General features: G+C 53.3%; 21 protein-coding genes and 1 other annotated feature. Of the genes, 3 read left to right on the top strand and 18 right to left on the bottom strand.

Annotation, left to right across the window (positions count from 1 at the left end; translation table 11 throughout):
* Nucleotides 1-10: 10 nt before the first annotated feature.
* From fabF to BQ2657_RS06465, 12 genes are all read right to left on the bottom strand, one after another.
* Nucleotides 11-1,258, bottom strand: a complete 1,248-nt coding sequence (gene fabF / locus BQ2657_RS06520; protein WP_075581010.1) for a beta-ketoacyl-ACP synthase II — start codon at nt 1,256-1,258, stop codon at nt 11-13.
* An 11-nt stretch (nt 1,259-1,269) separates the two neighbouring features.
* Entirely contained in the window at nt 1,270-2,223 is a 954-nt protein-coding gene (locus BQ2657_RS06515; protein WP_075579909.1) for a nitronate monooxygenase, read from the bottom strand.
* An 87-nt stretch (nt 2,224-2,310) separates the two neighbouring features.
* Complete coding sequence (locus tag BQ2657_RS06510) at nt 2,311-2,553, bottom strand: acyl carrier protein (RefSeq protein ID WP_075579908.1); 243 nt, start codon at nt 2,551-2,553, stop codon at nt 2,311-2,313.
* A gap of 40 nt (nt 2,554-2,593) precedes the next feature.
* Nucleotides 2,594-3,337, bottom strand: a complete 744-nt coding sequence (gene fabG / locus BQ2657_RS06505) for a 3-oxoacyl-[acyl-carrier-protein] reductase (protein ID WP_075579907.1) — start codon at nt 3,335-3,337, stop codon at nt 2,594-2,596.
* 1 nt (nt 3,338) lies between these two features.
* Complete coding sequence (gene fabD, locus BQ2657_RS06500) at nt 3,339-4,286, bottom strand: ACP S-malonyltransferase (RefSeq protein WP_075579906.1); 948 nt, start codon at nt 4,284-4,286, stop codon at nt 3,339-3,341.
* Nucleotides 4,283-5,293, bottom strand: a complete 1,011-nt coding sequence (locus tag BQ2657_RS06495; protein WP_075579905.1) for a beta-ketoacyl-ACP synthase III — start codon at nt 5,291-5,293, stop codon at nt 4,283-4,285. Before BQ2657_RS06495 ends, fabD begins: the two co-directional genes overlap by 4 nt.
* A complete protein-coding gene (gene plsX, locus BQ2657_RS06490) occupies nt 5,294-6,310 on the bottom strand; it encodes a phosphate acyltransferase PlsX (RefSeq protein ID WP_075579904.1) in 1,017 nt (338 codons plus the stop codon).
* Nucleotides 6,294-6,884 (bottom strand): transcription factor FapR, encoded by a 591-nt coding sequence (gene fapR / locus BQ2657_RS06485; protein ID WP_075579903.1) that lies wholly within the window; start codon nt 6,882-6,884, stop codon nt 6,294-6,296. Before fapR ends, plsX begins: the two co-directional genes overlap by 17 nt.
* 115 nt (nt 6,885-6,999) lie before the next feature.
* Nucleotides 7,000-7,656 carry a fructose-6-phosphate aldolase gene (gene fsa, locus BQ2657_RS06480; protein ID WP_075579902.1) on the bottom strand — a complete coding sequence of 219 codons (657 nt, stop codon included), beginning with the start codon at nt 7,654-7,656 and terminating at the stop codon, nt 7,000-7,002.
* A gap of 146 nt (nt 7,657-7,802) precedes the next feature.
* Complete coding sequence (gene rpmF / locus BQ2657_RS06475; protein ID WP_075579901.1) at nt 7,803-7,985, bottom strand: 50S ribosomal protein L32; 183 nt, start codon at nt 7,983-7,985, stop codon at nt 7,803-7,805.
* Between the two features lie 24 nt (nt 7,986-8,009).
* Nucleotides 8,010-8,513, bottom strand: coding sequence for a YceD family protein (locus BQ2657_RS06470; protein ID WP_075579900.1), 504 nt, complete (start codon nt 8,511-8,513; stop codon nt 8,010-8,012).
* A 62-nt stretch (nt 8,514-8,575) separates the two neighbouring features.
* Complete coding sequence (locus BQ2657_RS06465) at nt 8,576-9,769, bottom strand: acetate/propionate family kinase (RefSeq protein ID WP_075579899.1); 1,194 nt, start codon at nt 9,767-9,769, stop codon at nt 8,576-8,578.
* 115 nt (nt 9,770-9,884) lie between these two features.
* Between BQ2657_RS06465 and BQ2657_RS06460 the strand changes: the two genes are divergently transcribed.
* Nucleotides 9,885-11,102: a tRNA(Met) cytidine acetate ligase gene (locus BQ2657_RS06460; RefSeq protein ID WP_075579898.1), complete on the top strand. Its 1,218-nt coding sequence runs from the start codon at nt 9,885-9,887 to the stop codon at nt 11,100-11,102.
* A gap of 58 nt (nt 11,103-11,160) precedes the next feature.
* Here BQ2657_RS06460 and BQ2657_RS06455 read toward each other — a convergent pair whose 3' ends face one another.
* Nucleotides 11,161-12,021, bottom strand: coding sequence for a fumarylacetoacetate hydrolase family protein (locus BQ2657_RS06455; RefSeq protein ID WP_075579897.1), 861 nt, complete (start codon nt 12,019-12,021; stop codon nt 11,161-11,163).
* Between the two features lie 193 nt (nt 12,022-12,214).
* On the opposite strand from BQ2657_RS06455, the gene BQ2657_RS06450 reads away from it, so the two are divergent.
* The gene (locus tag BQ2657_RS06450) at nt 12,215-12,400 is read left to right on the top strand and encodes a hypothetical protein (protein ID WP_075579896.1); all 186 of its coding nucleotides are present in this window, start codon (nt 12,215-12,217) and stop codon (nt 12,398-12,400) included.
* 35 nt (nt 12,401-12,435) lie between these two features.
* Here BQ2657_RS06450 and BQ2657_RS06445 read toward each other — a convergent pair whose 3' ends face one another.
* Nucleotides 12,436-13,668, bottom strand: coding sequence for an SLC13 family permease (locus BQ2657_RS06445; RefSeq protein WP_075579895.1), 1,233 nt, complete (start codon nt 13,666-13,668; stop codon nt 12,436-12,438).
* A gap of 45 nt (nt 13,669-13,713) precedes the next feature.
* Nucleotides 13,714-13,972: a binding site (T-box leader), on the bottom strand.
* Nucleotides 13,973-14,423: 451 nt separating this feature from the next.
* Here BQ2657_RS06445 and BQ2657_RS06440 point away from each other — a divergent pair.
* Nucleotides 14,424-16,097: a carbon starvation CstA family protein gene (locus BQ2657_RS06440; protein WP_075579894.1), complete on the top strand. Its 1,674-nt coding sequence runs from the start codon at nt 14,424-14,426 to the stop codon at nt 16,095-16,097.
* Nucleotides 16,098-16,219: 122 nt separating this feature from the next.
* Here BQ2657_RS06440 and BQ2657_RS06435 read toward each other — a convergent pair whose 3' ends face one another.
* The 4 genes from BQ2657_RS06435 to BQ2657_RS06420 are packed head-to-tail and all read right to left on the bottom strand — an operon-like array spanning nt 16,220 to nt 18,950.
* Nucleotides 16,220-16,831: a DUF6282 family protein gene (locus BQ2657_RS06435; protein ID WP_143224847.1), complete on the bottom strand. Its 612-nt coding sequence runs from the start codon at nt 16,829-16,831 to the stop codon at nt 16,220-16,222.
* Nucleotides 16,782-17,033: a DUF6282 family protein gene (locus BQ2657_RS06430; protein WP_075579892.1), complete on the bottom strand. Its 252-nt coding sequence runs from the start codon at nt 17,031-17,033 to the stop codon at nt 16,782-16,784. The genes BQ2657_RS06435 and BQ2657_RS06430 overlap by 50 nt, the downstream gene beginning before the upstream one ends.
* 40 nt (nt 17,034-17,073) lie before the next feature.
* On the bottom strand, nt 17,074-17,964 hold the full coding sequence (locus BQ2657_RS06425; RefSeq protein WP_232709095.1) for a LysR family transcriptional regulator: 891 nt from the start codon (nt 17,962-17,964) through the stop codon (nt 17,074-17,076).
* A 14-nt stretch (nt 17,965-17,978) separates the two neighbouring features.
* A complete protein-coding gene (locus BQ2657_RS06420) occupies nt 17,979-18,950 on the bottom strand; it encodes a DMT family transporter (RefSeq protein WP_075579890.1) in 972 nt (323 codons plus the stop codon).
* Between the last annotated feature and the right edge of the window lie 129 nt (nt 18,951-19,079).

Genomic DNA, 19,079 nt, shown 5'->3' with positions numbered 1-19,079 from the left:
CGGAAGCCCCTTAGTCTTCGTACTTTTTGAAGCACAGGATGGCATTGTGGCCGCCGAAACCGAAGTTATTGGACAGAGCCACTTTCACATCGGCCTTCCGGGCCACGTTGGGCACGTAATCCAGATCCAGGCCTTCTTCCGTATCCACGTCTTCATAGTTGATGGTGGGCGGGATCATGCCGTTCTTGATGGTCAGGATGGTGGCAACGGCTTCTACACCGCCGGCACCGCCCAACAGATGGCCTGTCATGGATTTGATGGAGCTGATGGGCACTTCTTTGGCCCGGTCACCAAATACCCGCTTGCAGCAGTTGGTTTCGTTCAGGTCGTTCCGATGGGTGCTGGTGCCGTGGGCATTCACATAGTCGATGTCTGCCGGCGTCAGGCCTGCATCTTTGATGGCCATTTCCATGCATTTCACCTGCATATCCCCTTCCGGATCCGGAGCGGTGATATGATAGGCGTCGCTGTTGTGGCCGTAGCCCACCAGTTCTGCATAGATCTGTGCCCCACGGGCTTTGGCGTGTTCCAATTCTTCCAGGACCAGGATCCCGGCCCCTTCCCCCATGACAAAGCCGCTGCGCTTCTTATCGAAAGGACAAGAAGCTTTTTCCGGCGCATCATTTTCCCGGGACAGGGCTTTCATGTTATCGAACCCGGCCACCGCAATGGGAGAAATGGCAGCTTCCGTCCCGCCGGCCAGCATCACATCCGCATCTCCGTACTGGATGGTCCGGAGCGCATCCCCGATGCAGTCAGAGCCGGTAGAGCAGGCGGTGACGATGGCCGTATTGGGGCCTTTCACCTTCAGATCGATGGCAATCTGGGCTGCCGGCATATTGGGGATTTCCATGGGAATGAAGAAAGGACTGATCCGGCTGGGTCCCTTTTCCACCAATTTCGTAGCCGCATCCAGGAAAGTATGGATCCCGCCGATGCCGGTGCCTACGCACACACCGATCCGGTCCGCATCTTCCTTTTCCAGATCCAGGCTGGAGTCTTCTACCGCCATTTTGGCACAGGCCACGGCGAACTGGGTCACCCGATCCATCCGTTTGCCTTCTTTCCGGTCGCCGTAATCGGCAAAATCGAAGTCTTTGACTTCCCCGGCGATTTTACAGTTAAAATCAGTGGTATCGAACTGGGTAATCAGCCCAATACCGGATTTGCCTTCCATCAGGCTGTTCCAGAATGCTTCTTTGCCGATACCAATGGGCGTAATCGCACTGAGGCCGGTCACTACCACTCTTCGTTTCAACAGGATCACCTCTACTTAATATTGTCCAAATCTTCCTTGATTCGTCTAAAGATTTCATGAACCGGAAGGATTTCTTTGATTTTCCACATATTGGCCCCGGTAAAGACCAGCCCTGTTTCCAGATCCCCCTGCTGTGCCCGGGTCAGCGCCCGGATGATACAGAAGCTGCGGGAACAGTGTTTCAGGCAGCTGTCACAGGTGGTGGGCTTCAAAGGATGTCCCTCCAGCACCGCCTTGGAAAAAGGAGTCAGTACGGCACGGCCCTTGAAACCGACCGGGCTATCTATCTGAACCACATCATCTTGGGTCATTTTCAAATAAAATTGTTTTAAGAAAGGAGATCCATTGGATTCCTCACTGGCAGCGAACCGGCTGCCCATCTGGACGCCACTGGCACCCATCTTCAGCAATTCCGCCGCATCTTTGCCGGTAACAGCGCCACCAGCAGCAATGACGGGGATCTTTACCACCGAAAGGATTTCCGGCAGGATATCTTTAATGGAACGCTGGGTCCCCAAATGGCCCCCTGCTTCAGTCCCTTCCACCACAACGGCAGAAGCACCGAGCCGTTCCGCGATTTTTGCCAACTTGGCATAGGACACTATCGGCACGATGGGAACATTATATTCCTTGCCGACAGAAAACATATCTCTGGAAAAGCCAGCCCCGGCCACGATCAGATCGACTTTCTCCTGGGCCGCAGTCGTAATGAGGCCCTTGAATTCCCGGGCGGCTACCATGGCATTGATTCCAATCATTCCCTTGCCATTGGACAATTTCCGGGCAAGGCGAATTTCCTTACGCAGCTCATCGAAGGGCAGACCAGAAGCAGCGATCAGACCCACACCGCCTTCATTGGCCACTGAAGCTGCCAAACGCGCCGTGGACAAGCGTATAGCCATACCGCCTTGGACGATAGGTATAGTTGCTACTTTTTCACCAATCTTCAGCACTGGCACTTTCAAAAAAATCCCCCATTTCAGATCAAAAGATCATGGATAAAGTTCGGAAAGCCCCTGTAACAGGGACCTTCCGAAAATAATGGGATGCTATTATTTGCCTTCTTTATCCAACAGTTCGACTGCGTCTCTGACAGTGCGGATCTTTTCAGCAACATCGTCGGGGATTTCAGTGTTGAATTCCTCTTCGAAAGCCATGATCAGTTCCACAATGTCCAGAGAATCAGCTCCCAAGTCATCGATAAAAGTAGAGTCCATCTTTACGTCTTCCGGAGCAACGCTCAGCTGGTCAACGGTGATAGCCTTTACTTTTTCAAAAGTATCTTTTTCGCTCATTCCGTTTCACCTCCTTCCAATCCTCTAACATATAATGATACTACATTACCATGCCCCCGTCCACATTTAAAACCTGGCCGGTTATATAAGCAGCCTCCTCGGACACAAGGAATAAGACTGCATTGGCAACATCCTGAGGCTGGCCCGCCCGTCCCAGAGGGATGGTCCGCGCCATTTCAGCCTTCTGTTCGTCCGTGAGGACACTGGTCATGTCAGTAGCGATGAAACCAGGAGCCACCGCATTGACGGTGATGCCCCGGGAGGCCACTTCCTTGGCCAGGCTCTTGGTGAAACCGATGACACCGGCTTTGGCAGCCGCATAATTGGCCTGACCGGCATTGCCCATTTCGCCCACCACGGACGCCATATTCACGATCCGGCCGCTTTTCTGCTTCATCATGGTCCGCATCACAGCCTTGGAACAATTGTACACACCTTTCAGGTTGGTTTCCAGGACTGCATCCCAATCCGCTTCCTTCATGCGCATCAGGAGACCGTCCCGGGTGATTCCTGCATTGTTGATCAGGATATCCAGACGGCCCAGTTCCTTCACCACTTGGTTCACGATGGCCTGGACACCGTCGGTATCAGCAACACTGCCCTGGACCAAGATGGCCTTCCGGCCCATGCCTTCGATGGCCCCTTTGACTTCTTCCGCTGCCGCCGTGTTCCCGGCATAGTTGATGGCCACATCTGCTCCGTGTTCCGCAAGAGTCAGGGCGATGGCCCGGCCGATGCCGCGGGAGCCGCCCGTTACCAGTGCTACTTTCCCGGCTAAAGTCATTTTATCTGACCTCCTTTAAATAAGCAAGGGTTTTTTCCAAACTGGCCAGGTCTTCTACATTCTGGCCGGTAAAGGACCGGTCGATTTTTTTCACGAACCCGGTGAGGACTTTCCCCGGGCCCACTTCGATGAAGGTATCCACGCCGTTTTCCATCATGTACCGGACGCTGTCTTCCCAGAGCACCGGGCTGGCAGCCTGTTTCACCAGGACCTGGCGGATTTCGTCCCCCTTCTGTTCCGGACGGACGGTGACGTTGGCGATCACGGGGATCTTGGCATCCGCCACTTCGATGGCATCCAGTACCTCTTTCAGGCGGTCTGCCGCCGGCTGCATCAAGGTGCTGTGGAAAGGAGCGCTCACCGGCAGCAGGATGGCCCGCTTGGCACCTGCGGCCTTCAGGGTATCACAGGCCTCCTTCACCGCTTCCGTGGCCCCGGCGATGACCACCTGGCCCGGGCAGTTGAAGTTCACCGGCTGCACCGCTTCGTTCCGTTTATCCTGGATCTGGGCACAGATTTCCCGGATCTTGTCCGCATCCAAGGCGATGATGGCCGCCATGGCCCCCTGGCCCACCGGCACTGCCTCCTGCATGAACTGACCCCGTTTCCGCACGGTGCGTACTGCATCGGCGAATTTCAGGGAACCAGCGCAGACCAGGGCGGAATATTCGCCCAGGCTGTGGCCGGCAGCCACAGCCGGGAACACCCCATTCTCGTTCAGCACCTTCATGGCCGCAATGCTGCAGGTCAGGATGGCAGGCTGGGTATTGTAGGTGAGCCGCAGCTGTTCTTCCGGCCCTTTGAAGCACAGATCGGTCATGGAAAAGCCCAATGCTTCATCGGCTTCCTTGAATACTTCACGGACGCAGGCATAATTGTCATACAGCTCCTTCATCATGCCGACGCTCTGGGACCCCTGTCCCGGGAACACAAAAGCAATTTTACTCATGCTCTGGCCTCCTCATCTTTTTGCCATTTCACTACCAGAGACCCATAGGTCAGGCCGGCGCCGAAGCCCACCATCACCACGTTCTCCCCTTTATGCAGCCGGCCGGCATCCCGTGCCTGGCACAGGGCGATGGGCACCGAAGCCGCCGACGTATTGGCGTATTTTTCCAAGTTCACGAAAATCTTATCCGTAGAGAGTTTCAGCCGTTTGGCCGCGGAATCGATGATCCGCTGGTTGGCCTGGTGGGGGATCAAAAGATCGATGTCCTCCTTGCCCATCCCAGCTTTTTCCAAGGCGGCCAGGGCGCTGTGCCCCATGACCTTTACGGCGAATTTGAACACTTCTTTCCCTACCATGTGGATGCAGTGTTCATGGGCATCCACCGTCTCATGGGTGGCCGGCTTCCGGGATCCCCCGGCCGGCATGGTCAGATACTGGCCCCCGGCTCCATTGGCTCCCAGGTCGACGGACAGGATACCATAGCCTTCTTCCACCGGTCCCAGTACAGCGGCACCGGCCCCATCCCCGAAGAGGATACAAGTGTTCCGATCCTGCCAGTTGAGGATCCGGGACAGGGTTTCCGCTCCCACCACCAGCACATGTTTGTACAGTCCGCTGAAGATGGTCTGGCTGGCAATGCCGCAGGCATAGACGAAACCGGAGCAGCCGGCAGCCAGGTCGAAGGCTGCCGCGTGGGCAGCCCCCAGCTTATCCTGGAGGATACAGGCCACGGAAGGGAATTTCATATCCGGAGATTCCGTCCCCACTACGATCAGATCCAGGTCTTCCGCCCTGATTCCAGCGTCTTCCAGTGCCCGCTGGGCAGCAATGAAGGCCAGATCAGAAGTCGCCTGTTCCGGAGCAGCGATATGCCGTTCCCGGATCCCGGTCCGTTCCACGATCCATTCATCGCTGGTATCCACCATTTTTTCCAAATCAGAATTGGTCAGCACTTTTTCCGGCACATAATACCCCATGCCCAGAAAGCCTACTGCTGGTTTACTCATTTATAACTCACCACTTTCTTCGTCGTGCATGATTTCTTTGCGGATCCGCCCCACCACATCTTTCTGGGTCAGTTCGATGGCCACCCGCACAGCATTCTTGATGGCCTTGGCTTTGGAACTGCCATGGCAGATGATGAACGGTGCCCGTACCCCCATCAGCAAGGCTCCTCCGTATTCGGAAGCATCCATCTGCTTTTTCATCCGCAGGAGGGCCGGCTTCATGAGGAGAGCGCCCAGTTTGGCTAAGATCCCGCTTTCCATCAAAGTCTTCTTCAAGATCTCCATGACGGCGGCAGCCAATCCTTCCATGGTCTTTAAGACCACATTTCCCACGAAGCCGTCACAGACCACCACGTCCACCGTTCCTTTGTTGATGTCCCGGCCTTCCACATTTCCGATGAAATGGATGTGAGGATCCTGTTTCAATAAGGGATAGGTGGCCAGGCACTGTTCGTTGCCCTTGGTCTCCTCTTCCCCGATATTCAAAAGGCCCACCCGAGGCTGGGGAATCCCCAGCTGGAGTTCAGCATAAATGGAACCCATGATGGCATTCTGGACCAGCTGTTCTGGTTTGGCATCCACCTTGGCACCGGAATCCACCAGTACCGTGGCCCCCTTCACATTGGGGATCACCGTAGCGATGGCCGGCCGTTCGATGCCCCGGATCCGGCCCAGGCCGAACAGGGCCGAAGCCACTGCCGCCCCTGTGCTGCCGGAAGAGACCAGCGCGTCGCATTCTTTTTCATGGAGCAGCTGGGTGGCCACCACAATGGAAGCATCCCGTTTTTTCTTCACGCTGATTCCCGGATGATCCTTCATCTCGATTACCTGGCTGGCGTGATGGATGGTGATCTTAGGATTGTTTTCCTGGTGCTCCCGGGCCAGTTCCTGCCGGATCACTTCCTGATCCCCCACCAGTACCACGTCGCAGCCATATTCGTTTACTGCCTGAAGCACACCTTTGATGATCTCAGCAGGGCCATAGTCAGTTCCCATTACGTCAACTGCGATTTTCATCTTCTTGGCTCCTTTGTTCCGGAATGGCAACGATCAGGAATTTGGCACGGAACACTTCCTTGTGGTTGTTCCTGATCTTTACCCAAATGGTATATTTGTCTTCCTGTTTCCGGACCACTTCGGCTCTCGCCACCAAAATGGCTCCCACGGTCACAGGGATCTTGTACTTTACATTGGCCACACCGGTGAGAGCAGCCGGAGCATCGATCACCGCCAGAGCCAAGGAATTGGCCTGGGCGAACATGTACTGCCCTCGGCAGACGCCGGTTTTCTGCAGCACCATCTCCCGGTCCACCGTCATCATGGAGATGCCGCTGACGCCGATTTCCAGGTCGATCAGTTCACCGACGATTTCCTCACTGGTAATGGCTTTCAGCTTTTCCTGGGCATCTTCCGCCATGTGGCGGGTCCGCTCCCGCAGTTCCGGGATCCCCAAAGCCAGACGGTCCAGCCGTACAGTCTGGATGCTCACCTGAAAGGTTTCGGCCAGATGCTCGTCGGTTAAAAACGGATTCCTGGCCAGCAGCTGCTGCAGACGCTGCTGTCTTGCCTTTTTCTGTCCCACAGAACCCATCCTACCACCTACTTTTAGTACCTAGTCTTAACACTAGCATTCATTATACCAGAGTACGGATAAAATACAAGACGTGCAGGGATATCTGTTACAGATTTTACAGCAATTTCATACTTCAGCGGCCGAACACCGCTTCAAAATCCTGGCAGAATTTCTCGATCCCCGTCAGGGTCAGGGGATGCTGGACCATCTGCATCAGGACCTTGTACGGCACCGTGGCGATGTCAGCCCCCACCTTGGCACATTCCACCACATGCATAGGATGGCGGATAGACGCACAGATCACCTTAGTAGTGATGTCCGGATACAGCCGGAAGATTTCCATCACTTCCTTGATCAGCCGGGTGCCGTCGGTGGAAATGTCATCCAGCCGGCCCAGGAAAGGAGAAACATAGGTGGCTCCCGCACGGGCAGCCAAGATGGCCTGGGTAGCGGAGAACACAAGGGTCACGTTGGTCTTGATCCCTTCAGAAGAGAGGATCTTCACCGCCTGCAGTCCCTCTTTGGTCATAGGGATCTTCACCACCATATTGGGATGGATCTGGGCGATGACTCTGCCTTCCATCACCATGTCCCGGGCCAGGGTGGTGCTGGCCTTCACTTCCCCGGAAATGGGGCCGTCCACGATCTGGGCGATTTCCCGCAGCGTCTCTTCGTAATCCCGGCCTTCCTTGGCGATCAGCGAAGGGTTGGTGGTGACACCGCTGATGATGCCCATGGCTTCGGTTTCCCGAATCTCGTCCAGGTTCGCTGTATCAATGAAAAATTTCATAACTGGCTGCTCCCCTCACAATTATTTAATCGTTGCTATTCTATCATTATAAGCCAGTTTCCCGGTTTTAGGAAGGGTCATAAAAAAAGAACGCCGTCCCCGCAGGGACAGCGTTCTTTTTTAAGGTTCCCGGTTGCCCGTTTCCCTTATTCTTCGTCTTCTTTCACGACTTCCTTACCATCGTAATAACCGCATTCAGGGCATACATGGTGAGGGCGCTTCAGCTCGTGGCATTGAGGGCATTCAACCAAGCCAGGAGCAGCCAGTTTCCAATTGGCGCGGCGGGAATCCCGACGGGCCTTAGACATTTTTCTCTTTGGTACTGCCATTGTATTACACCTCCTAAACTCAACCTATTTCTCTAACAACGCCTTAAGAGCCTCCAGCCTGGGGTCTATGGAATGGGTATCGCAGTGGCATTCCGTCACATTGCGGTCCGCTCCACAGACAGGACAGATCCCCTTGCAGTCCGGTTTGCACAGGACTCTGGCCGGGATGGCCAGCAGCAGGGACTCCCTCAAAGCATCCGTAACATCAACCATGTCGAACTGATAGGTAAAGGCATCCTCTTCCAGTCCTTCTGTGCCTTCCGGATAGTACCGTTCTTCCACCCTGGCCGTCAGCTCCAGCCGCACATCTTTCAGGCAGCGGGCGCAGGTGCCATGGCAGACGAACTGTTCTGCGGCCGTGAGAAGGATCACATCTCCCCCGTTGGAAAGTTCCCCTTCCACCAGGATATGCCCTTCCAGATCCGCATCCTCCGGCGACAGGTTCAGCTGGGCCGGGGCTAGATCGTACTGGAAAGATTCTGACCCTACAAGTCTTTTTTTGATTTCTGCTACATTGATTTTGATCATATTATCAACCGTTACATTATATCGACGAAAGCGGTCTTTGTCAAGCAAAAGCCCCAATCATCTTATTTGCACAGTCTCAGGGTATCCTGGGCAATGGCCAGTTCTTCGTTGGTGGGGATCAGGAACACCTTCACCTTGGAATCAGCAGCGCTGATTTCGGTGGCTTTACCGCGGACATTGTTCCGGTCAGCGTCCAGTTTCACGCCCAGGAATTCCAGTCCGGAGCAGACCTGCTGACGGGTATGGATATCGTTTTCGCCTACACCGGCGGTGAATACGATGGCATCTACGCCGCCCATAGCAGCTGCATAAGCACCGATGTAGCGTTTCACCTGATAGCAGAACATATCCAAGGCCAGTTTGGCTCTTTCATTGCCTTTGGCGGCCGCATCTTCCAGATCCCGGAAGTCGCTGGAAACGCCGGAAACGCCCAGGACGCCGCATTCCTTGTTCATGTACTTGTCAACACCGGCAGCATCCAGGCCCTTCTTCTGCATCAGCACGGGAACCACAGCCGGGTCGATGGAACCGGTACGGGTACCCATCAGCACGCCGTCCAGAGGAGTGAAGCCCATGGAAGTATCCACGGATTTGCCCCCGTCGATGGCGGTGATGCTGGAACCGTTGCCCAGATGGCAGGTGATGATCTTGGTATCTTTGATGTCTTTGCCCAGCATTTTGGCAGCCACACCGGATACATATTTGTGGGAAGTCCCATGGAAGCCGTATTTCCGGATGCCATAGTCCTTGTATTCTTCATATTTCACGCCGAACATATATGCCACAGGAGGCATGGTCTGATGGAAAGCAGTATCGAATACGGCAACCTGCGGAGTGTTGGGCATCAGCTTCTGGCAGGCACGGATCCCGGCCACGTTGGCAGGCTGATGGAGAGGAGCCATGTCGCTGAGGTCTTCGATCTGCTTCAGCACTTCATCAGTGATCACAACGGATTCGTTGAAGATTTCGCCGCCATGCACCACCCGGTGGCCCACAGCATCGATTTCATCCATGGATTTGATGACCCCATGGTTGGGATCAACCAGCGCAGCCAGGACCTTCTTGATGCCGTCAACATGGTCGGGGATGGCGCTTTCCAGTCTTACTTTGTCCTTCCCAGCCGGAGTATGAGTCAGAACGGACCCTTCGATGCCGATACGTTCTACCAGACCTTTTGCGATGACAGATTCATCCTTCATATCAATCAGCTGATATTTGATGGAAGAGCTGCCGCAGTTTACAACAAAAATCTTCATTACATTGCCTCCTGATCGACTACTGATTTTAAACCAGTATTATGCTTATGCTATAATACTAATATATGGTAGCAAAGTTTTACGGATTTGTAAAATAAAAATTTGGAGTGAGCCCATGGAATTTTCTGCTGTCATCGGCCTGGTAGCCGAATACAATCCCTTCCACCGGGGCCATGCCCGCCAATTGGCCAAAGCCCGGAAACAGCTGGGCCCGGCGCCCGTCATAGCCGTCATGAGCGGCAGCCTGACCCAGCGGGGGCAGCTGCCTTTGTGGGCCAAATGGCAAAGGACCCGTCTGGCCCTGCTGGGAGGCGTGGACCTGGTACTGGAACTGCCCGTCACCGGCAGCCTCCAGAGTGCCCAAGGCTTTGCCTCTTTCGGGGTGGAAACATTGGCTGCTGCCGGCCTTGTGACCCATCTCTCCTTCGGCTGTGAAACGGAGGACCCTGCACTGCTCCTGTCCCTCTCCCAGGAAACCTTCGCTCCGGACGACTGGCAAAAAGCCCTGGCCGACGGCAGCTCTTATGCCAATGCGGCAGCCAGCCTGGCCGCCGCCCGAAACCCGGCCTACCGAGGGCTGTTCACCGGCTCCAACAATCTCTTAGCCCTAGAATATCTGAAAGCCCTCCATTCCCATCCGGAGATCCGGCCCCTTCCCATCCACCGGGAAGGCCAGGCCTACGGGGAAAGCCAGCTTAAAAGAGCCCCATTCCCCAGTGCTTCCGCTCTCCGGCAGGAAATCTGCACCCGAGGCTGTACAGCCAGCTTTCTGGAAGGCCTCCCGGCACCTCTCCGTCCCCTATGCCAGGCCTGGTATGGAGATACAGGCCTGCCGGATACAGAAAAACCTCTCGATTTCTTCCTTGCCGCAGCCTTGGAAAAAGCGTCCCCCAGCCTCCTGGCCAGCTGGGCCCAAGTATCCGAAGGTCTGGAAGACCGGATCTGGAAACACCGCCGGGCCAGCTCCTTTGCCGCCCTAGTAAAAGCCTGCAGCACCCGGCGCTATCCGCCCTCCCGGCTCCGGCGGATCCTCTGGCAGCTGCTCCTTTCCAGCCCGGAACTCTCCTTCCGGGAAGCCGCGGCCCAGCCTCCTTCCTATCTGCGGGTGCTGGGCTTTACGGAAACCGGCCGGCAGCTGCTCCGAGCCATGAAGGAAACCGCCCGGCTGCCCCTTCTCACCGCGCTCCGGAAGAACACCCTGGCCCAGGCCCCCACCCCGGCCTTCCGCCAGCAGCTGGAACTGGACCTCCGGGCCCAGAACCTGTACCAGCTCCTCACCGAAGGCCGGATCACTGACAAAGATTACCGGATGCAGCCGGTGAGGGAGAAATGAAAAGGGGTGTGGAAAAATCCACACCCTCGTCGCGACGCGCGGCCAAAACTTCTTTTCCTCACTTTACCCTATTCCGCAGGGTCCCGATCCCTTCGATGGAACATTCCACCACATCGCCGCTCTTCAGGAACTGGGGCGGGTTCATGCCGATACCGGTGCCGGCAGGCGTACCAGTAGCAATGATGGTGCCGGCCCGAAGGGTCATCCCTTTGGACAGTTCGCTGATGATGTAGGGGATCCCATGGACCAGGAGTTTCGTATTGCTGTCCTGACGCAGTTCTCCGTTGACCCGGCAGGTCAGATGGAGGGCCGGCGGGAAATCGAATTCATCCGCCGTCACGATGCAGGGCCCCATGGGAGCAAAGGTATCCAAGCTCTTCCCGAAATACCACTGTTTATGGGCCACCTGTACATCACGGGCCGTCACATCATTGATGATGGTATAGCCGAACACATAATCTCCGGCGTCTTTTTCTTCCACATTCTTGGCTTCTTTGCCGATGATCACGGCCAGTTCGCATTCGTAGTCCAGTTCCTTCACCACATTGAAATGGCCGTCGATGATCCCATCGGGATCCACAGCCCGGTCCACCCGCTTGGAGAAGTACACCGGAACCTGACGCTGGACGATTTTTTCCGGTACGTATTCATCCGGCAGTTCTTCGTCATGGGATTTGTAGTTGATCCCCAGGCAGATGATGTCGTTCCGGGGACGGGTCAGGGGAGCCAGGATCTTCACCTGTTCCAGGGGGACCGCTCCCATAGCCACCCGGGCAATACCCAGCAGTTCTTCAAAACCAGCATGCTGGATCAGGTCATACATGTTTTCAAATTTGTTGGCAGGGATGACACTTTTTCCGTCTTCGGAAATGATCCCTACCTGGACATCGTCATCGTACGCAAAAGTTACGATTTTCATGGCTTTCCACTCCCCTATCTGAATCCACTGACGCAGTGTTTTCATTTCTTATGTATTCATTGTACACGGTTTGTGATAAAATTACTAGTAAAAGAAGGAAATCCGCTGAAATGTAAACTTTTCTTATGGGCCTTATTCTGATTTATTTATTGCTTTCCATATATTAGGAAGCTTTTGAGAAAGAAGGAGCAAGATGCAGACGTTTTTTTACCTGGATGACGGGCACGGAGACTACAATCGGAGCTATGAACGGGATGTGGATTTCGATTACGCCGATTACTCCACCGACCACAGAGAGAACAACTACAGGAATTACCAGTGGAAGATCCCCAAATCGAAGAAAGAAAGAGTCCGGAATATCTTGAATCATTATGAATAAGGGGCTGTTGCGCATGCAACAGCCCCTTACTTTCTTTACAAAAACAACATATTATAGATTCCCAGATAGGACACCGCAAAAGCGGAGAGGCTGAAGAGGATGGCGGTGAGGAGCAGGTTCTTGTATAGCTTGTTCACATCCACCCCTTCCGGTGCACAGCCGCAGGCCAGGGCCCCCACCGTGGAAAAGGGACTCAGCACCACTCCATTGGTCCCTACGATGACCCCCAGCATCAAAGCCGTAGCGTCCAGGGCCGGATTGGAAGCCGCCAGTTTCGCTGCCAGAGGGATCAAGGTGGGCATCACCACGCCGGTGCCGCTGGCCACTGCACCCATGAGGCCGCCCAGAAGGATCATGATGGGCTGGGCCGTAGCCGGCGTGATGACTTTCGCCAGCATAGAAGTCAGATAGGTGATCCCGCCGGATTTATCCACCACATGGAGCAGCATGCTCATGCCGGTGATCAGGATCAGCGTCCCCCAGGGAATGGCGGCGATGGCTACTTTCTGATCACAATACCCCAGCAGGATCAGGACTGCAGCAAAAGCCAGGCAGAGCAGGCCGATATTCTGTTTGAAGAAAATAGTAGCCACACACACCAGGACAATGGAAATCACTGTTACGATCTGGGCCCGGTTAAAAGGGGTGAAATCCTTATCCGGTTCCGTATTGGGGACTTTCCAGCCCTGGAACACCAGATAAGCGATGAAGGCCATGGCAAAAATGGACAGAGAATAAGCTCCCCAAATGGGCATGTAGTTGTCCACCCCATTCTGGATGGCCAGGGTATTGGCCACGATTCCATTCAAAGTAATGGGAGAAAGACCGCCGATCATCCCGCCGGCCAGTACGATGATGGAAGTCATGGTCACATCCAGCTGCCGGCTCAGGCAGGTACTGTAAGCAATGGGCATGATCACCACCAAAATCAGCATGGAGCCGCCCACTCCTGCCAGGATGGCTGCTGCTGCAAAGAACATCCAGGGAATCAATTTATTGTTCCCTCGGGAAAGAAAAGAGACATTCTTGGCCAGGACCGTGGACGTCCCATTATGATTGGCAATGCCGAACAGGAAGGTGGAAGCCATGATCAGGAAAAACACCGTGGTGGGGAACCCGCCCGCGTAAATCTCCTTGGCCTTCATCCCGGTGACAAAGGTGCCGTAGACATAAGCCGCCAAGAAACCGATGATCCCCACATTTTTCTTGGTGATCATCCCTAAGAAAATAACAAAGAACAATAATGCCAGTGATCCAATTTGAACCATTCTTACCCCTCCTGAAATTTGATCATAAAAAAATCCTTCCGTCTCCTAAGAGACGAAAGGAAATTTCGCGGTACCACTCTTGTTCATGCATCCGAAGCTGCATGCGCTTGTACAGATACGGGCCAACGGCCGATATCCTCCTGTCTGCTAACGGTCAGGCTTCCGGCGTGCCCTACTTCCTGGAACCAGGCTTTCAGGCAGCTGCTCTGAGACCAGTTCAGCTTCTTCTTCCCTGCACCCTCACACCAGCCGGGCGCTCTCTGAAGGGATTCCGGAGCCTACTCCTTCTCTTCGTAGCATTTTTCCTGTGGAATTGATGGTTCATAGCCTAGCACGATGTTTCCAGAAATGCAACCTTTCTTTTCATTTTTCTTTTTCAGCCCGAAAAAGCATCTTTTTTTGTTTTAAATGACACACCTTTTCTTCCCGCAGAAGGATTTTCCCTTTTTTCCGCTTTCCTTCAAATGGTTTTATGGGAAACACCCGCTCCTATCCTACCAGACATTATTCCATTCCGAAAAGACAAATCCTTGGAACTTCCTCTATATGGTATTTTGAGAATGGACTAATTCTCTGTAAATTCGGGCACCTGTCTTTAGTACGATAACACTTTGAAAAAATAATGTATGAAGTATACAAAAAAATGTTGACAAGAGCGTGAACAAGTGGTAAATTACGTAACTATCAACAAGCATCCGATTTGATGGCGGCACTTGCGAACAGAAGTGCCGATTTTTTTCAAAGGAGTGATGAAGATGAACGGATTAACGCTTGTGTGTCTTTCAATTGTAATCTTTATCTGTGCGTACATGTTTTATGGACGCTGGCTGGTCAAGACCTGGGGAATTGAACCGGATGCGAAGACTCCTGCCTATCGCTTCCGGGATGACAAGGACTTTGCTCCCGCTTCCCGCTTCACGGTATTTGCCCATCAGTTTTCTTCCATTACGGGTGCCGGCCCTGTAACCGGCCCGATTATCGCCGCCATGTTCGGTTGGGTTCCTGCATTCTTATGGATTTTGGTCGGCGGCGTATTCTTCGGTGCCGTCCAGGATTTCACTGCCCTGTATGCTTCCGTGAAGAACGACGGCAAGGGCATGGGTGCCCTGATCGAACAGTATGTAGGCCGTACCGGCTGCAAGATGTTCCTGATGTTCGGCTGGCTGTTCTCCCTGCTGGTCATCGCCGCTTTCTCTGATATCATGGCCAGCACCTTCAACGGCTTCTCCAAGACCGGTGAAATGATGGGGCCCAACGCTTCTGCCGCTTCCATCTCCATGATCTACATCGCTGTGGCTGTGGTATTCGGGATCGTGACCCGCCGGTTCAACATCACCGGTGCCAAAGAATTGATCCTGGGCATCATCTGCATGATTGCCATGGTCAGCCTGGGAATCGCTTACCCCATGTATGCTTCCCGTACCACCTGGCTGTATGTGACCTACGCTTACTGCTTCGCTGCTTCCATCATGCCCATGTGGCTGCTGATCCAGCCTCGTGACTATCTGTCCGTATTCCTGCTGCTGGGGATGATCCTGGCCGGCGTGCTGGGCATCATCGTCGGAAATCCTTCCATCAATATGCCTGCCTTCACTTCCTTCGAAGTAGCCGGCAAGCCCATGTTCCCCATCCTGTTCGTCACCATCGCCTGCGGGGCTGTATCCGGGTTCCATTCTCTGGTTTCTTCCGGTACTTCCTCCAAGACCATTTCTAACGAAAAAGACATGCTGCCCGTAGGTTACGGCTCCATGCTGATTGAATCCACCCTGGGTGTGGTTTCCCTGGTTATCGCCTGCTCCGTAGCTGTGAACGGCCAGCTGCCCAAAGCCACTCCGTTCGCCATCTTCGGCAGTGCCATCGGCGGCTACTTCACCATGTTTGGTATTCCCAAATATTACAGCACCTGCATCGTGACCATGTGCGTATCTGCTCTGGCCATGACCACCATCGATGCGGTGACCCGTATCGGCCGGATGATGCTCCAGGAAATCCTGGCTCCGGAAGAAGGGAAAGAACAGGGTGCTGCTGCTAAATTCCTGAGCAACACCTACGTTGCCACTATCGTTACCTTGATTCCCAGCTACCTGCTGTGCCTGGGCGGTTACATGAACATCTGGCCGCTGTTCGGTGCTGCCAACCAGCTGCTGAGTGCTCTGGTACTGGTTGCCCTGGCCGTATTCCTGAAAGTCACCGGCCGGAAGAGCTGGATGCTCTACATCCCCATGACCTTCATGTTCCTGGTGACCATGAGTGCCCTGTGCCTGTCCATCTACGGCATCTACAAGAAAGCCATGGCTGGCGTTTTCTTCCCCATGGTGGAAGGTCTCCAGCTGGTGGTTGCCCTGTGCCTGATGTTCCTGGCCATCAACGTAGTCCGGAGCTGCACCAAAGAACTGTTCACCGGCAAAGTAGAAGTCGCCGACAAATAACAAAAAGACTGCCCCTCGCGGGCAGTCTTTTTTCATCACTCCGAAAAGAGCTGTTGCAGATGCAGCAGCTTTTTTTAGTCTGAAATCAGGCCTGCCTCACCCTATAGATTCGATATACACATTCAATAAAGCAATCTTTCAGGATTGACTGCCATCATCTGATAGAGTTCCTCTTCCAGAATGCCCAAAGAATGAAGCTGTTCTGCAAACTTTTCCATTCCCTCTACGGGAGAACCATTAGCCGGCTGTCCCAAATCAGTAGAAAGGATTACATGCTCCGGCCCAAGTGTCCGTATGCTCTCTGCAATTTCTTCCCAGGAACACAGCCCAGCCATAGGCGTGTAATAACAATGCTCCACCATGGCACCGTTGTCTATGTATTCTTTCTGGAGTGCCAGGGAGGCGTTGGTAATGGGCAGACTCACATGGTTGACCAGTATCTTCTGGATTCCCATAGCCGCAGCTGCCCGCACCAGAGCCAGACTTTCCTGAACAGCAATATGCCCCGTGGCCAGGACCATATTGAAAGCTTTCACTTGCTGCAGAATCTCTTTCACTTCCGGAATAAGGACTCCCTGCTCATCGAGAATCCTTATTTTGTTTTTTCTGATGGGCTGTTCATTGGCGTTCCCCAGACCTTGCTGTGACGCGTGTTTTTTCTTATACAGTGCATCATTTTCCGCATCAACAGTAGGGAACCAGACAAACCGCCCCCCCCATCTTTCCGGATGCATAGACTGCGGAAGGATTCAGTCCACCAGCTCCATGGTTCAAGACCACACCGCCCCACACCCGAAAATCCTTTCCAGGATATAAGAGTCCCATGGCTTCTTCCACTACGGCTGCCCGTGCGCTGGTATCTCCCTGATGGCATTTGGTGACAAATCCAGCCATGCCTGCTTTCACCGCTTCCATAGCCAATGCCAGATCCGTCATTTTTCTCGGTGCTCCATCAGGTATAGTATGGACATGGGTGTCAATTGTTTGTTTCAGAAATCTTATTTTCATCGTTCGCCTTCACTTCCCGTACATATTCCACGAATTTCTGCTCCGCACCCGATAAGGTATTATCTTTTCGCCAGATAAGGGATACCTCCGTCACGACTTCCTTCTGCAGCTGCCTGATAACCACCGGATGCATCTTGAAATGCACAATGGCAGATTCCGGAAGGATAGCAATCCCAAGATTCCGCTCCACCATGACCAAAGCATTCATCAAAGGGGAAAACTCGCAGAAAATATTAGCGGACAAACCAGCATCTCCAAACCAATCTCGAATTTCCCGAGACCGTGTGGTGGGTATGATCAGAGACTCCTGGCTCAGTTCTTCCAAAGAGAGTTTCTCTTTTTTTCGGGCAAGAGGATGATCCCGAGAAATCAGAGCAATCCACCGTTCTTGTCCAATGGGCATCCCTTCATACTGTTCCTTATCGAATTTCGTACGGATCAAAGCAAGATCGATCAGATGATGTCGAAGCCGCTCTACCACATCTTCTGAATTTGCTGTCCATATATAGTAACGGACTAAGGGATACCGTTTCTGGAATCCTTCGATCCAATCTGGCAAGAATACCGTTCCTGCAGTTTCGATGGCCCCCAGATAAATCCGTCCTGCCGTCCCCTGGCTCATTTCCAGGAGCCTGTTCCTCGTTTCTTCTTCCAGGCTCAACATTTCCCTGCACTGATGGACCAGATACACACCTTCCCGAGTAATATGGAGCCGTTTCTTTTCCCGGGTAAACAGGGAGACTCCCATATCTTTTTCCATAGCTTTCAGTTGTCTCGTAAGATGGGGTTGGGCTATATGCAGTTCATCAGAAGCTCTGCTGAGATTTTCATACTCCGCTATTTTCAGGAACACTTTCATATTCTGCAGATCCATCAAGATTTTTTCCCTCCATCCTCAATCGATTCTGTCCCTGTCCTGCCTGTCTGTTTCCTGCCAAGACTGATTGCCGCCCCCGCCAGCATGAGCAGGATGCCGGTCATCATCCTTCCGCTGATTCCTTCTCCCAAAACAAGAAGCGCAAAAAACGGTGTCAGTACTGGTTTGATGAAATATGTCATGCCTCCAATGGCCACACTGCCATATTCCATGGCCTGGAACCAGAAATAATACGCGCCCAGAGTCACTCCCACATACAGGATAAGGACCCATGGCAGATTCTTCAGGGTATATCCGGAAAACAACGGAATATCCGCAAATCCGGGAAACCCCGCCTGTCGTGCAAAGTCACTGAGCAACGGCACGTGGCTGGCAGCAGCAAACAGGAACAACTGCAAACCGCCACAGATGAAGCTGCCTGCCGTCATATCAGCACTTCCCAGTTCATCAGTCATTTTCTTGCCAAGCACTGCATACAGGCTGTAAAAAAGGACAGTCAGCCCCAGTAAGAAAAGACCTATGGGATCCATGCTCACATGGAAAGGATCTACGATTACCAAGATTGCGGCAAATGCTAGTCCAAATCCCACAGCCTGCTGAGAAGAAATCGGTTCTTTCAGCAAAAATGCAGCCAAGATTCCGATGCATATGGGGTTGATGGAAAAAATCACACCGGTCACACCTGCATCCAGATAAACGGTGGCCAGCTGATACAAAGGCCCCACCAAGGCAATGCCAATGAACCCCAACAAGAAAAACCACTGGATGTGTCTTCTGCCCAGCCGGACCCTGCGCCTTTTCCGCTCCTTTATCCCGGCAGGCAAAAGCAGTATCCCCGCCAGCAAGTACCGGCTGAAATTCACTTCAATACTGTTGATCGACCCATTTAATTTTTTCAGGCTGATTTCTGTAAAACAAAAAAGCAGAGCAGCAGCCAACATGTATAACAAAGCCTTTTTCTTTTCCATATGGACCAGTATAGCGCCATAGAGTTTATACGTCCAATGCCATTATTATGCATTATACATACCAAATTTGGTATATTTTCAGCAGTGACCTATAAAAAAAAAGGTGTTGCACATTCTTATACAACACCT

This window comes from Acidaminococcus massiliensis (assembly GCF_900095825.1).
Classification (GTDB): Bacteria; Bacillota; Negativicutes; order Acidaminococcales; family Acidaminococcaceae; genus Acidaminococcus; species Acidaminococcus massiliensis.
Note: the sequence above shows the minus strand (reverse complement) of the source record. Positions and strands in the feature narration are given on the sequence as shown.

What these genes read in the sequence shown, in the direction of transcription:
- fabG (WP_075579907.1), bottom strand. Translation starts at nt 3,337, where the DNA reads ATGACTTTAGCCGGGAAAGTAGCACTGGTAACGGGCGGCTCCCGCGGC.
- plsX (WP_075579904.1), bottom strand. Translation starts at nt 6,310, where the DNA reads ATGAAAATCGCAGTTGACGTAATGGGAACTGACTATGGCCCTGCTGAG.
- BQ2657_RS06440 (WP_075579894.1), top strand. Translation starts at nt 14,424, where the DNA reads ATGAACGGATTAACGCTTGTGTGTCTTTCAATTGTAATCTTTATCTGT.
- BQ2657_RS06420 (WP_075579890.1), bottom strand. Translation starts at nt 18,950, where the DNA reads ATGGAAAAGAAAAAGGCTTTGTTATACATGTTGGCTGCTGCTCTGCTT.
- BQ2657_RS06465 (WP_075579899.1), bottom strand. Translation starts at nt 9,769, where the DNA reads ATGAAGATTTTTGTTGTAAACTGCGGCAGCTCTTCCATCAAATATCAG.
- BQ2657_RS06425 (WP_232709095.1), bottom strand. Translation starts at nt 17,964, where the DNA reads ATGAAAGTGTTCCTGAAAATAGCGGAGTATGAAAATCTCAGCAGAGCT.
- BQ2657_RS06430 (WP_075579892.1), bottom strand. Translation starts at nt 17,033, where the DNA reads ATGACGGATCTGGCATTGGCTATGGAAGCGGTGAAAGCAGGCATGGCT.
- BQ2657_RS06460 (WP_075579898.1), top strand. Translation starts at nt 9,885, where the DNA reads ATGGAATTTTCTGCTGTCATCGGCCTGGTAGCCGAATACAATCCCTTC.
- fabD (WP_075579906.1), bottom strand. Translation starts at nt 4,286, where the DNA reads ATGAGTAAAATTGCTTTTGTGTTCCCGGGACAGGGGTCCCAGAGCGTC.
- BQ2657_RS06495 (WP_075579905.1), bottom strand. Translation starts at nt 5,293, where the DNA reads ATGAGTAAACCAGCAGTAGGCTTTCTGGGCATGGGGTATTATGTGCCG.
- fsa (WP_075579902.1), bottom strand. Translation starts at nt 7,656, where the DNA reads ATGAAATTTTTCATTGATACAGCGAACCTGGACGAGATTCGGGAAACC.
- fapR (WP_075579903.1), bottom strand. Translation starts at nt 6,884, where the DNA reads ATGGGTTCTGTGGGACAGAAAAAGGCAAGACAGCAGCGTCTGCAGCAG.
- BQ2657_RS06455 (WP_075579897.1), bottom strand. Translation starts at nt 12,021, where the DNA reads ATGAAAATCGTAACTTTTGCGTACGATGACGATGTCCAGGTAGGGATC.
- BQ2657_RS06435 (WP_143224847.1), bottom strand. Translation starts at nt 16,831, where the DNA reads ATGCATCCGGAAAGATGGGGGGGGCGGTTTGTCTGGTTCCCTACTGTT.
- rpmF (WP_075579901.1), bottom strand. Translation starts at nt 7,985, where the DNA reads ATGGCAGTACCAAAGAGAAAAATGTCTAAGGCCCGTCGGGATTCCCGC.
- BQ2657_RS06450 (WP_075579896.1), top strand. Translation starts at nt 12,215, where the DNA reads ATGCAGACGTTTTTTTACCTGGATGACGGGCACGGAGACTACAATCGG.
- BQ2657_RS06445 (WP_075579895.1), bottom strand. Translation starts at nt 13,668, where the DNA reads ATGGTTCAAATTGGATCACTGGCATTATTGTTCTTTGTTATTTTCTTA.
- BQ2657_RS06470 (WP_075579900.1), bottom strand. Translation starts at nt 8,513, where the DNA reads ATGATCAAAATCAATGTAGCAGAAATCAAAAAAAGACTTGTAGGGTCA.
- BQ2657_RS06510 (WP_075579908.1), bottom strand. Translation starts at nt 2,553, where the DNA reads ATGAGCGAAAAAGATACTTTTGAAAAAGTAAAGGCTATCACCGTTGAC.